The sequence below is a fragment of the Winslowiella toletana genome, from assembly GCF_017875465.1.
Classification (GTDB): Bacteria; Pseudomonadota; Gammaproteobacteria; order Enterobacterales; family Enterobacteriaceae; genus Erwinia; species Erwinia toletana.
The window spans coordinates 3013199-3026364 of record NZ_JAGGMQ010000001.1 but is presented as its reverse complement, the minus strand read 5'-3'; the positions used below and the strand labels follow the sequence as shown (position 1 = coordinate 3026364).

Genomic DNA, 13166 nt, shown 5'->3' with positions numbered 1-13166 from the left:
CCTCAGTTTTAATTACCTCCTTTCTGTGTCACTTAGCGGCCTGCGGTTCCCGGTTTTTGCAGAAAAATATTCCGCCGTCCGCAGCGAAATAATCGCCGTCAGTCACTAATGCAAGAAGTTGCATTGCACAGGTCAAACCGCTGACAAAATTCGTCTCAGATAACTCCTGGCGTAAAAAGTGAAAGCAGTAAAAACAACCGGTTAACAGCACAAATCGCGCTGGCATATCCCTTGCTATATCCAGCGGGAACGCATGTGTTCATTAATCGGAGAGAATCATGATCACGACAATCACTGGCGCCACCGCAGAACAGCGTAATCCCACTGAATATTCACTGAGTGTTGACTGGGATGAGGTTTTTACTCTGCATAATAAAAAGCTGATGAATTTTATTCGTAAGCGCATCGCGAATCCGGAGGATGTGGAGGATGTGCTGCAAATGACCTGTCTGGAAGTGTTGCGTAATCGCCATAAATTTATGGGCGCTTCACGCCCGGAAACCTGGGTTTTCGGTATTGCGGTGAATCTGATCCGTAATTACTACAAAAGTCAGCAGAGCCGCTATCTGCTTGACACTCTCGATGATGAGATTACCGCCGATCTGCTGTTTGATAATGATCCCAGCGATATCACCGAACAGCGCCAGCTGCTTGGCGCGACGTTAAATTCAATTGAAAAACTGCCGGGCGATATTCGCACCATGCTCTCGATTCTGGTGGAGAACGAAGGCAGTTATCAGGATGTGGCGCAACATCTGAATATTCCGATCGGTACGGTGCGATCCCGTCTGTCACGCGCCCGTGAAGCTTTACGCGTCGGGGTTTATGCCTGAAAAGCAGTCTGAAAAATATCCAACCCTGCTCAGGATGATATAAATGCTACTATGATCATGCTTATATTAAGCGACCTTTTAAAAATAATCCCGGGGAGCGGCGCAACTCCCCGCGGGCAGACAGATTAATTGACTGCTTACAGCAATGAGCATCATCAATATAGAGGGAATTATGCTGCTGCAGGGCTTTTCTAACCGGCAACAACGTGCAGATTTAAACTCACCCAATTTATCTGACATTGCTTTAAATCGTATTCACGATGCTATTTACCTGATCGACCGTGAATTAGGCATTCAATATGTCAACGATAAAGCCTGTAAGTTAATGGGGTATTCGCGCAAGGAATTTTCTCAACTGACCTTTTCGACCATCGATCGCGAATTGCTGGACAGTGACGTCTTTGCTTTATGGTGGAAGCTGAGCATACGTCCTGAGGGGATAACCTTTACTTCGCAGCATGCCTGCCGCAATGGTGAGCTGGTCCCGGTAGAGGTCAGCTCCAGCAGCTATGACAATCAGGGTCTGCAACAGATCCTCTGCGTAGTGCACGATGTGCGTGAGCTGCGCCGCAAGGAAGAGCAGCAGCGTTTGCGTGAAAAGCAGATGAATACGGTGGTGGAGAACTCGCCGGACCTGATCGCGCGCTTTGACCTCAATATGTGCTGCGTGTACGCCAATCCGGCGGTACGTCGCTGGTTTAATCGCAGTGAACGCGAAATCCATAACTGGCAGTTAACCGAAAGCGTGCCGCTGGGCGATGTCGGCCTGAGCTTTTTTAAACTGATCTCGCAAACCCTGGTCGATGAACAGGGGGCGGAAAATGAGCTGACCTTCGAGCGCGACGGCCATAAGCAGGTGCTGCATGTGCGCTGCGTGCCGGAATATAACCTGCACAGCAAGATGGTCAGCGTACTGGCGGTCGGCAGAGATATTACGCTGGTGCGTCAGACCGAAGATGAGTTGCGCGCCGCCCATCAGCAGCTGCGTATGCTGACGCGCAATCAGGAGCTGACCCGTGAAGTGGAGCGCAAACAGCTGGCGCGCGATATTCATGATGAGCTGGGCCAGCATCTGACGTCGCTGCGCACCGGCCTGTCACTGCTGTCGATGCGTGAGCACGAGGGCAGCGCGGTGATTCAGGCCCAGCTGGAGAATCTGATGGGGCTGGTGGACAGCACCATCCAGGTGGTCCGCGATGTCTCCACCCGGCTGCGGCCCAATGTGCTGAATCTCGGCCTGATCCCGGCGCTGGAGTGGCTGCGCGATCAGTTTATGAAAAACGGCGGCTGCCGCTGCATTCTGATTGCGCCTGACGAACAGAGCGTGCAGCTGGATGAGGCGGCGATGACCGCCACGTTCCGCGTGGTGCAGGAGTCGCTGACCAATGCCGCGCGCCACGCCAGCGCCAGCAATATCTATATTATCGTCAAACCGCAGCCCGACACGCTGGTGGTCGAAGTGGTGGATAATGGCAAAGGTTTTCATGTTAATCGTGTGCAGAAGAATGCTTTTGGCCTGCTGGGTATCCAGGAGCGCGGCCGCATGCTGAATGGCGATGCTACCGTCACCAGTTCACCCGGAAAAGGCACCCGCATCAAACTGACGGTCCCGCTATCCGCAGCCAGTAAAAACCATAAAAAGGATGATTAAGCGATGGAACAACCTATCCGGCTGATGATCGCCGACGATCACGCGATTATGCGTGAGGGACTGAAGCAAATTTTTGCCCTGGATAACAATATTGAAGTGGTGTGCGAAGCGCCGGATGGCAGCCAGGTGCTGGAGCGTCTGCGTCACTGTGATATCACTCTGCTGCTGCTGGATATCTCAATGCCCGGCATCAGCGGCGAGGACCTGATTAACCGCATTATTCCGCAATATCCGGCGCTGCGCATTCTGGTGCTGAGCATGTATAACGAGCCGCAAATCGCCCGCAGGGTGCTGAATAGCGGCGCGCTGGGCTATATCACCAAAGATAAACCGCCGGAAGTGCTGCTGCATGCGATTCGCACCGTGGCGCGTGGCGCGCGCTATATCGATCACGATCTGGCGCAGGAGATTGTGTTCTCCGAATATCAGGGCGGCAACCGCGCGCCCCATGAGAGCCTGACGATGCGTGAGCGGCAGATTATGATTATGCTGGCTCATGGCGAAAGCATTAATGCGATTGCCGATACCCTGTCGATTAGCAATAAAACCGTCAGCACCTATAAATCGCGCATGATGAAGCGGATGAACTTTAGCAACAATGCCGATATCGTGAAGTATTCGCTGAACTATAATCTGGTGCAGTGACGCAACCCGCCAGCAATCGAATCACGCAAATGGAGCTACCATGACCGCACCCCTGTTGATTGCCCAGACCAGCGAGACCCAACTGCATCTGTTGCCAGCGATGGCCAACCGCCACGGCTTGATTACCGGCGCGACCGGCACCGGCAAAACCGTTACTCTGCAAAAACTGGCCGAATCGTTTTCTGATATTGGCGTGCCGGTTTTTATGGCCGATGTAAAAGGAGATCTGACCGGTATCGCCCGCGAGGGAGTCAGCTCGGAGAAGCTGCTGGCGCGGCTGGCGAAGATTGGCGTCAGCGACTGGCAGCCGCAAAGCAGTCCGGCGGTGCTGTGGGATATCTTTGCGGCAAAAGGGCATCCGCTGCGCGCCACGGTGACTGACCTCGGCCCGCTGTTGCTGGCGCGCCTGCTGAATCTGAATGAGGTGCAGTCGGGGGTGTTGCAGATTATCTTCCGCATCGCCGACGATCAGGGCTTACTGCTGCTCGATTTTAAAGATCTGCGCGCCATGACGCAGTATATCGGCGATAACGCTAAATCCTTCCAGACGCAGTACGGCAATATTAGCAGTGCCTCGGTCGGCGCGATTCAGCGCGGGTTACTGACGCTGGAGGAGCAAGGAGCCGAGTACTTCTTTGGTGAGCCGATGCTGGATATCAAAGACTGGATGCGCACCGATGCGAATGGCAAAGGGGTGATCAATATTCTGTCGGCGGAGAAGCTGTACCAGATGCCGAAGTTGTACGCCACCAGCCTGCTGTGGATGCTGTCGGAGCTGTATGAGCAACTGCCGGAAGCTGGCGACCTCGATAAGCCAAAACTGGTGTTCTTCTTTGATGAGGCGCACCTGCTGTTTAACGATGCGCCGCAGGTGTTGCTGGATAAGATCGAGCAGGTGATCCGCCTGATCCGCTCCAAGGCGGTGGGGGTTTATTTTGTCAGTCAGAATCCGGCGGATATTCCGGATACCGTGCTCGGTCAGCTGGGTAACCGCGTTCAGCATGCGCTGCGCGCCTTTACGCCGAAAGATCAGAAAGCGGTAAAAACCGCCGCGCAAACCATGCGCGCCAATCCGGCATTTGATACCGTGACTGCGATTCAGGCGCTGGGCACCGGCGAAGCGCTGATCTCTTTCCTTGATGAGAAAGGCAGTCCGACAATGGTCGAACGCGCGATGGTCATTGCCCCTGGCTCGCGGATGGGGCCGGTGACCGACGACGAACGTAACGGTCTGATTAACCACTCGCCACTGTCGGGCAAATATGATGAAGCGGTCGATCGCGAGTCGGCATATGAGATGCTGCAAAAAGGAGTGCAGGCCGCCAGCGAGCAGGCGCCAGCCAGCAAAGGCAACGAGCTGGCGGTGGATAACGGCATTCTCGGCGGGCTAAAAGATATTCTGTTCGGCAGCACCGGGCCACGCGGCGGTAAGCGTGATGGCGTGGTGCAGACCATGGCGAAAAGCGCGACCCGACAGATCACCAACCAGATTATCCGTGGGGTACTGGGCAGTATTATGGGAGGCCGCAAACGTTAAGCGGCAAGTATGGATAAAGAGACTGAATTAAAGAAAGTTAAACGTATTGCCCTGCTGTTGCTGTGTATCGCGGCGGGCGTATTTGTCACCACCCTGTTCTTCCCGCCCGGCTTTTGGGTCAGTGGGGTTAAAGCGATTGCCGAGGCGGCGATGGTCGGCGCACTGGCTGACTGGTTTGCGGTTGTGGCGCTGTTTCGCCGCGTGCCGGTGCCGTTTATCTCACGCCATACGGCGATTATTCCGCGCAATAAAGATCGTATCGGTGAGAATCTTGGTCGCTTTGTGCAGGAGAAATTCCTCAATACTGAATCGCTGCTGGCGCTGATCCGCCGTCACGATCCGGCGCAGATTATCGCCAGCTGGTTGCGCGCGCCGGGCAATGCCGAACGGCTCGGACGCCATCTGATGCAGGTGATGCGCGGCTTTCTCGATCTGACCGATGATGCGCGCATCCAGCGCTTTATCCGCCGCGCGGTGCATAAGGCGATTGATAAGGTCGATCTGACTCAGTCCGGCGCCATGCTGCTGGAGAGCCTGACCAAAAACAACCGTCATCAGGAGCTGCTGGATGCGGCAATTGAGCAGTTACTGAAGCTGCTGCATAAACCCGGTACTCGCGAGTTTATCGCCCTGCAGCTGGTGCGCTGGCTGAAGCGTGAACATCCCATCAAAGCCAAAATGCTGCCGACCGAGTGGCTGGGCGAACACAGCGCCGATCTGGTGTCGAATGCAGTCAATTCGATTCTTGATGATATTGGTCAGGATCATGGTCATGAACTGCGCCTTGGTTTTAACCGCGCGGTTGAGCGCTTTATCGAGAAGCTTAAGCAGGATCCGGAGATGGCGCGCCGTGCCGACAGTATTAAGTCATATCTGAAAGAGGATGAGGCGCTGAACAGCTATATCGGCGAGCTGTGGGGCGATCTGCGCGGCTGGCTGAAAGAGGATTTAAACCGCGATAACTCAGCGGTACAGGCAAAAATCACTGCCGCAGGCCACTGGTTTAGCGAAACACTGATCAATGACGCCAGTCTGCGTGCCTCACTGAATCAGCATATGGAGGAAGCGGCCAGCACCGTCGCGCCGGACTTCGCCGCCTTCCTGACCCGCCATATCAGCGATACGGTAAAAAGCTGGGATGCGCGCGATATGTCCCATCAGATCGAAGTGAATATCGGCAAGGATCTGCAGTTTATCCGCATCAACGGTACGCTGGTTGGCGGCACCATTGGGCTGATTCTGTATCTGCTGTCGCAGCTGCCGCCAGTGATTGAGCGCCTGATGATGTAATCAGAGCTGAGGTATTTTTTGCCTCGGCCCTTGCGCGATTACGTTGATAAGCCATCAATATTTATCTTTTCTAATATTAGAATAATTCAATATTAAACACATCAATATCCAATCAACCTTGCCGTGAAAGAAAAATAAAAACAGCCAGCAACCAGACAAACACGGCTAATAACGCTGTGAATAAAAATAGCCCCCAATGAGATATTTTATGATGAGATGCCATTAAAACATTACAGCCATAAATAACTCACCATCAGGATAACATCACAATATTTTCTATAAAAGACGCTTTTATACAACCAGACAGAAGAATGCATAAATTTTGTTTTACACCGGCGTTTTTTTACGTAAAGTTTGCACGAAGAAATCTTAAAAACCGCACTATTCAAATGGCCAGGACTGGCTTTAGCAGAGTGGCTTCCCGGCCACGCTGATTGATTTTAATTGAAATGGAAGCATACCGCACATGGACGTTAAATCTGAACACAAGGATGTTTGCCGGGGGCGCATCGCCCTGCCGTTAATGAGTTATTTGTTAATCTCATTAATTATCATCGCATTTCTCTTTAATAAAAGCATTGCGAATAATAGCCTGAATAATATTATTCAAGATAAGAATTATGTTTTGCTACCGAAACCACAGGAGGAAAGCTGGCGACAGTTGCAGCAGCAAATGAAGCCGGAGGTCGGTGACCTTGAACAGCTACAGCGAAATATCAGCCAGCAATATAACCTGCAACTAAAAGAGTGGTTGTTATTGCCGGATATCAATGCCAGTACGCATTTATATCCGGCCGTGGAGTTAGTGCAAATTAAAGCAGATGAAGATGTACAGACATTTGCCTGGCGTTATTCCATGTCACTTTCTCAGCTAAAAAATTTAAACCAGCCGCTTAAAACCCCTGAACAGCTTCAGGATTTACGCGGACAGTGGGTGGTCGCGCCGCGGGTAACCGCGGAGGGAAAATTAACGCAAGCCTCATCGCCGCAGGCGGAAAAAATCCAGCAGTGGATGGATGGCTTCTGGCGCGGGGCCAGCCAGCAGGGAGCCAGCCATTCTGCTGCTAATCAGGCCAGCAGCATGATGAGTCAGGCCGCCACGGCGGAGGTGGAATCCTGGCTTAATCACACCGGTGGACATGCGCGCGTTAAAATTGATACGCGTTTTAACGGTGAGGACGATTTCGGCCTCGACTATCTGCTGCCACTGCATAGCGATCAGAGTGATACGCTGTTTAGCCAGTTCAGCGCCCATCGCTGGAATGATCGCAATATCGCCAATCTCGGCTTCGGCTGGCGCCATATGATCAATCCTGATCTGATGTTGGGCGGCAATCTGTTCTACGACCAGGATCTCACCCGCCACCATAATCGCCTTGGCACCGGGTTAGAGCTGTGGGGCCAGCGCCTGCGCGCCTCAGCTAACTACTATTACCCGCTCAGCGACTGGCGGCACTCTGCTGATAACCGTTTCTTGTCCGATGACGCTTACTTTACCCTCTATGAACGGGCGGCGCGCGGCTGGGATGTGAAGCTGGACGCCGCACTGGGTGACCATTTTGCCGCCAATGCTGGCTGGTTCCAGTGGTATGGCGATAAAGTTGATGTCAGAGGCAGCCGCAGCGAGGCAAGCGAAGATCCGCATGGTCTGACTCTTGGCCTGAAATGGCAACCGCTTCCGCTGCTGTCGCTCCATGCCCAGCATGATTTTATCAGCAACCAGAGCAACGACTTTAAAGCGGGACTGAACCTGAGCTGGCAGTTTGGTCGTACGCTGGATGAAATGCTCGATCCGCAGCGGGCGCAGGCGCTGCCATCCCTGATGCAAGCCAGTACGGCTTTCGTTGAACGCAATAACAATATTGTACTGGCATATAAAGAGCAGGAAAAAAGCTGGCAGATCTACTTTGATCCGAAGGAACTGACCATTAAGGCCGGAAGCGCGCCTTTTATTCATGCGATTAAAGGCATCACTGCCGCGCATACCCGTTATCACAGCAGTGATGCCTCGGTTGCGCAAGTGGACAATCTCAGCGGGCAAGTGACGCCACTGCGTGAGGGACAAACCACGGTGACCGCTGAAACCTATGTAAAATTATCCGATCCGCCGGTCAGTCGCGCCAGTTATCAGCTGACGGTATTACCGAATGACGCCATGAGTTCGCTAACGCTGCAAGTGCCGGAGAATGGCGTCATCAACGCTAATGGCGATATCAAATTTCAACCCGGGAAAACAGGGCGCATCTTATTTACCGCCACAGCAGTGGATGCACAGGGGAACCCGATTTCAGGTCGCAAGGTGTGGTGGAGCCATAGCAATCCCCGGCTGGGCACACTGCAAACTAATCAGGGACAAACCGACTCTGCTGGCAAGGCGATGGTTTACTTAGAAAACATCAGCACTACTGGCAGTGATAAGGTGATTGCTTCGCTGCTGGATCCGGCCGCAGGCAAACGGGCTACAGGAACCACCGGCAAGGAGAAATCGATTGATTTCAACGTGGTGCCACCTCGTTTGTCTCTGGCCCTGCATACCGCCGTCCCCACACCGCAGGTGGTGGTGGGGAGTGGAAAAGTGGCGTTTATCGCAACACTGAGCGAGCAGGATAAGGTCGGTATCAGTGAACAAACCCTGAACTGGACCAGTGACAATCAGCCAGCGGGCGCCACAGTGACTGACCAGGATGGCTTTAGCCAGACAGAACTGACTGCGCCAGCCAGCTATGGCAATGGCCACTGGCAGGTCACGGTGGGGCAGCCGGGTGAGTCAGCGCAGCAGCTGACCCTTCCGCTGGCAAGACAGGAGAGCGAAGAACTGCGCGCTGATGCGGTGACCGTGGAGTACGGCGCGACCGCCACCACGCTACAGGTGAGCGGCGGCAATGGCGGTACGAAACACTTCAGCTCTGCGGACGACGATATAGTCAGTATCGACGCCAGCAATGGGCTGATGAGATTCCACAATGTGGGCCAGACCCGGATTACCGTTCGTCAGGAGACCACCGAGACTCAGCAGGAACCCGCACCGATTAGCGTGGCGGTTACGGTAAAGCGCGCGCAGGGAACGCCACTGACGGCGCAGGACGTGTCAATAAAGGTCGGCGAAACCGGCGCGATTACCGTCAGCGGCGGCAACAGCAACGGAACGGCCCTCACTTACGGCTCTTCAGCGCCCGGTACCGTGCGTGTGGACGCCAGCGGTAAGTTAACCGCCGTGGCAGCAGGTACGGCGACAGTGACCATCAGTGAAGCTGAGAGCACCAATTACCTGGCGCAGCAGACCACAATCACCGTCACAGTGGCGCTGAATGTTGCCACTCCGCTGACGGGACCGTCAGCAATTGCCGCCGACTTTGGCGACGCTCCGCTGGCACTAACCATCGCCGGGGGCAACGGCAGCGCGCTGAGCACTGTTTCGGATGATGAAACAGTGGCGCGGATAGACAATGCGACGGTAACCTTCCTGAAAGCGGGTACGGCAAAGATTACCGTCAGCCAGGCGGCAACCAGCAGTCATACGGCTCCCGCCAGTCTGACCATTCCGGTGACGGTTAAGCGGATTAGCGGAAGACCGCTGGCAGCACAGGATGTGTCGATTAAGGTTGGCGAAACCGGCGCGATCACCGTCAGTGGCGGCAACAGCAACGGAACGGCCCTCACTTACAGCTCTGCAGCGCCCGGTACCGTGCGTGTGGACGCCAGCGGTAAGTTAACCGCCGTGGCAGCAGGTACGGCGACAGTGACCATCAGTGAAGCTGAGAGCACCAATTACCTGGCGCAGCAGACCACAATCACCGTCACAGTGGCGCTGAATGTTGCCACTCCGCTGACGGGACCGTCAGCAATTGCCGCCGACTTTGGCGACGCTCCGCTGGCGCTAACCATCGCCGGCGGTAACGGCAGCGCGCTGAGCACTGTTTCGGATGATGAAACAGTGGCGCGGATAGACAATGCGACGGTAACCTTCCTGAAAGCGGGTACGGCAAAGATTACCGTCAGCCAGGCGGCAACCAGCAGTCATACGGCTCCCGCCAGTCTGACCATTCCGGTGACGGTTAAGCGGATTAGCGGAAGACCGCTGGCAGCACAGGATGTATCGATTAAGGTCGGCGAAACCGGCGCGATCACCGTCAGTGGCGGCAACAGCAACGGAACGGCTCTCACTTACGGCTCTTCAGCGCCCGCGACGGTACGTGTGGACGCCAGCGGTAAGTTAACCGCCGTGGCAGCAGGTATGGCGACAGTGACCATCAGTGAAGCTGAGAGCACCAATTACCTGGCGCAGCAGACCACCCTCACCGTCACGGTGACGCTGAATGCTGCCCCGCCGCTAAGTGCTGGCGAGGTTACCGCGACGCAGGGGGACGTGCCGCAACTGCTGAACGTCAGTGGTGGTAATAACGGCGGGACTAAGCACTTCAGCTCTTCAGACCAAAATGTTGTGACGGCAGACGCCAGCAGCGGGCTGATGACATTTATCAGTGCGGGCACAGCCACCATTACCGTCAGGCAGGATGCGACACAGACGGAAGAAGCGCCGGATCCGATTCAGGTGCCAGTAACGGTTAATGCCGCGGCTCCGCAACCGTTGGTGTTAAGCGCCAGCTTTGTCAGTAGCACCACCGTCCCTGTCACGGCGACATGGAGGTTTATCGTCACTCGGGACGGGCAAGCTGTATCAGGTGTCTGTGTGAAGGCGGTGCAGAAGTTTGGTGGTTCCGAGATGGCCAATACAACAAGTTCAAACACCTGGAAAAACTTTACGTTTAATTCCACTGGTGTGGACCCCCAGTTTGGCGTACAGATTCAACTTTGTTAGAACGACTAAACCGCTAAAAAAACCGGGAGCTGATCGCTCCCGGTTTTTTTCAGTCATTTATTAACTTAGCGCCGCTTCAGCAGCATATAGACACTGACCGCAAAGAACGCCGCGCTGGGCAGAACCGCGCCGAGGAACGGGGGCATATTGTAGACCTGACTCAGCGGGCCAAAGATGCGGTCGAGCACATAGAACAGAAAGCCAAAGCTGATGCCGGTAACCACACGCGTCCCCATTGAGACACTGCGCAACGGACCAAAAATAAACGACAGCGCCATCAGCATCATCACCGCCACCGACAGCGGCTGGAAGATTTTGCTCCACATATTCAGCTGGTAGCGCGCAGCTTCCTGACCACTCTGCTTAAGATATTTCGAGTAGTCATACAGCCCGCTGATCGACAGTGAATCCGGGTCCAGCGCCACCACCCCCAGCTTGTCCGGGGTCAGGTTGGTTTTCCACTCGCCGCTCACTGTCTGGCTGCCGGTAACCTGTTTCGGGTCAGTCAGGTTAGATTGATCCACCTGCGACAGCTTCCACACTTTGCGATCCTTGTCGTAAGTGGCGGAAGCCGCATAGCGTACGTTCTGCAAGCGGCGCTGATCGTTAAAGCTGTAGATGCTAATGCCGCCCAGCTCACTGTTATTGGTGATACGCTGGATATAGATAAAGTCGCTGCCATCTTTCGCCCACAGACCATTTTGCGTCGACATCAGTGAGCCGCCAACCAGCTGCTGCGCACGATAGTTACGCGCCATCTGTTCACCTTTCGGCGCGGCATACTCGCCGATAGCCATGGTAAGCAGCACCAGCGGGATCGCAGTTTTCATTACCGACAGCGCAATCTGCAGGCGGGTAAAGCCCGACGCCTGCATCACCACCAGTTCACTACGTTGCGCCAGCGTACCGAGGCCGAGCAGCGCACCAAGCAGCGCCGCCATCGGGAAGAACGTCTCGATATCCTTAGGCACGCTAAGCATGGTGTAGATGCCAGCGCCCAGCGCGGTATAAGCGCCTTCACCGGTTTTACGCAGCTGATCGACAAATTTAATAATGCCGGAGAGCGACACCAGCATAAACAGCGTCATCATGATGGTGTTGAAGATAGTTTTACCGATGTATCTGTCGAGTACGCCAAACATTACACGCTACCTCCCTTGTTGAAGCGTGCACGGATGCGTCGCACCGGCACCGTATCCCACAGGTTAAGCACAATCGCTAACGCCAGATACAGCAGGTTAACCCCCCACATCCAGATGGCCGGATCGAGACGGCCTTTGGCGCCATTGGACTTCAGCGAGCTTTGCAACAGGAAGAAGATCAGATACAGCAGCATCGCCGGCAGCATTGACAGCACACGTCCCTGACGTGGATTCACCACGCTAAGCGGCACCACCATCAGCGCCATGATCAGCACCGAGAAGATCAGCGTCAGACGCCAGTTCAGTTCGCTACGGAACTCGGCGCTGTCCGACTTCATCAAGTTCGAGAAGCTGGACTGTTCCGCATCATTCGGGTCAATAACCGCCGCTTTGTAGCCAACAATCGCCTGATAGTTCTCAAAATCGGTAATGCGGAAATCACGCAGTAAGGCGGTGCCTTCAAAGCGCGTGCCTTTATCCAGCGTAACCACCTGAGAACCGTCGCGACGCTGCTCCATATGGCCGCTGTCCGCCAGCACCACCGAAGGGCGCGCATTGCCGCTGGGGCGCAGCTGTGCGAGGAACACATGACCAAACTGGTCGCCCTTGACGTTCTCAATAAACAGCACTGAGTTGCCGTCGCTGGACTGCTGGAATTGCCCCGCCGCCAGCGCCGCCGCGCCGGGGTTAGCTTTCGCATTTTGTGTCACTTCGCTTTGATAGCGTGATGACCAGGGGCCAAGCCAGATGACGTTCACCGCCGCAACAACGGCGGTAAACAGCATCAAAATCATCGCGGCTTTCACCAGCACGGCTTTGCTCAGCCCGCAGGCGTGCATTACCGTAATTTCGCTTTCGGTGTATAACCGGCCAAGCGTCATTAAGATGGCAAGAAACAGGCTCAACGGCAGGATAAGTTGTGCCATTTCCGGCACGCCGAGGCCTAACAATGTCAGAACTAAATTTGTCGGGATCTCACCATCCACTGCGGCACCCAGAATCCTGACTAACTTCTGACAAAAGAAGATTAACAGCAGGATAAAGAGAATTGCCAGCTGGCTTTTGAGCGTTTCCCGAACCAGATATCTAATGATGATCACGCTTAGTACGCCTGTGAAAACTTGTCTTTTTGCAGGAAAATCGATAGTTTCAACGCTTGTTCGCCATTTTTTCTCATCAATGGCCGTCGTCATAGCTAATATTGTATGACACAAGCGTTTAGATGACACAAAAAACAACGATGGTCATC

The 13166-nt window shown here is 54.4% G+C and carries 8 protein-coding genes; 6 read left to right on the top strand and 2 right to left on the bottom strand.

Annotated features, from left to right (window positions below; all coding sequences use genetic code 11):
- Nucleotides 1–278 precede the first annotated feature (278 nt).
- The 6 genes from J2125_RS13995 (at nt 279) to J2125_RS13970 (ending at nt 10775) form a co-directional block, all read left to right on the top strand.
- Nucleotides 279–833, top strand: a complete 555-nt coding sequence (locus J2125_RS13995) for an RNA polymerase sigma factor (RefSeq protein WP_017801048.1) — start codon at nt 279–281, stop codon at nt 831–833.
- Nucleotides 834–978: 145 nt separating this feature from the next.
- On the top strand, nt 979–2484 hold the full coding sequence (locus tag J2125_RS13990; RefSeq protein ID WP_241763950.1) for a PAS domain-containing sensor histidine kinase: 1506 nt from the start codon (nt 979–981) through the stop codon (nt 2482–2484).
- Between the two features lie 3 nt (nt 2485–2487).
- Nucleotides 2488–3129: a response regulator gene (locus J2125_RS13985; RefSeq protein WP_017801050.1), complete on the top strand. Its 642-nt coding sequence runs from the start codon at nt 2488–2490 to the stop codon at nt 3127–3129.
- Between the two features lie 40 nt (nt 3130–3169).
- Nucleotides 3170–4666, top strand: coding sequence for a helicase HerA-like C-terminal domain-containing protein (locus J2125_RS13980; protein WP_017801051.1), 1497 nt, complete (start codon nt 3170–3172; stop codon nt 4664–4666).
- 9 nt (nt 4667–4675) lie between these two features.
- The gene (locus J2125_RS13975; RefSeq protein ID WP_017801052.1) at nt 4676–5956 is read left to right on the top strand and encodes a DUF445 domain-containing protein; all 1281 of its coding nucleotides are present in this window, start codon (nt 4676–4678) and stop codon (nt 5954–5956) included.
- Between the two features lie 625 nt (nt 5957–6581).
- On the top strand, nt 6582–10775 hold the full coding sequence (locus tag J2125_RS13970; protein WP_209499503.1) for an inverse autotransporter beta domain-containing protein: 4194 nt from the start codon (nt 6582–6584) through the stop codon (nt 10773–10775).
- Nucleotides 10776–10840: 65 nt separating this feature from the next.
- Here J2125_RS13970 and lptG read toward each other — a convergent pair whose 3' ends face one another.
- Both lptG and lptF read right to left on the bottom strand, forming a co-directional pair.
- A complete protein-coding gene (lptG, locus tag J2125_RS13965; RefSeq protein WP_017801054.1) occupies nt 10841–11917 on the bottom strand; it encodes an LPS export ABC transporter permease LptG in 1077 nt (358 codons plus the stop codon).
- A complete protein-coding gene (gene lptF / locus J2125_RS13960) occupies nt 11917–13017 on the bottom strand; it encodes an LPS export ABC transporter permease LptF (RefSeq protein ID WP_017801055.1) in 1101 nt (366 codons plus the stop codon). The genes lptG and lptF overlap by 1 nt, the downstream gene beginning before the upstream one ends.
- Nucleotides 13018–13166 lie beyond the last annotated feature (149 nt).

What these genes read in the sequence shown, in the direction of transcription:
- J2125_RS13985 (WP_017801050.1), top strand. Translation starts at nt 2,488, where the DNA reads ATGGAACAACCTATCCGGCTGATGATCGCCGACGATCACGCGATTATG.
- lptG (WP_017801054.1), bottom strand. Translation starts at nt 11,917, where the DNA reads ATGTTTGGCGTACTCGACAGATACATCGGTAAAACTATCTTCAACACC.
- J2125_RS13975 (WP_017801052.1), top strand. Translation starts at nt 4,676, where the DNA reads ATGGATAAAGAGACTGAATTAAAGAAAGTTAAACGTATTGCCCTGCTG.
- J2125_RS13990 (WP_241763950.1), top strand. Translation starts at nt 979, where the DNA reads ATGAGCATCATCAATATAGAGGGAATTATGCTGCTGCAGGGCTTTTCT.
- J2125_RS13995 (WP_017801048.1), top strand. Translation starts at nt 279, where the DNA reads ATGATCACGACAATCACTGGCGCCACCGCAGAACAGCGTAATCCCACT.
- J2125_RS13980 (WP_017801051.1), top strand. Translation starts at nt 3,170, where the DNA reads ATGACCGCACCCCTGTTGATTGCCCAGACCAGCGAGACCCAACTGCAT.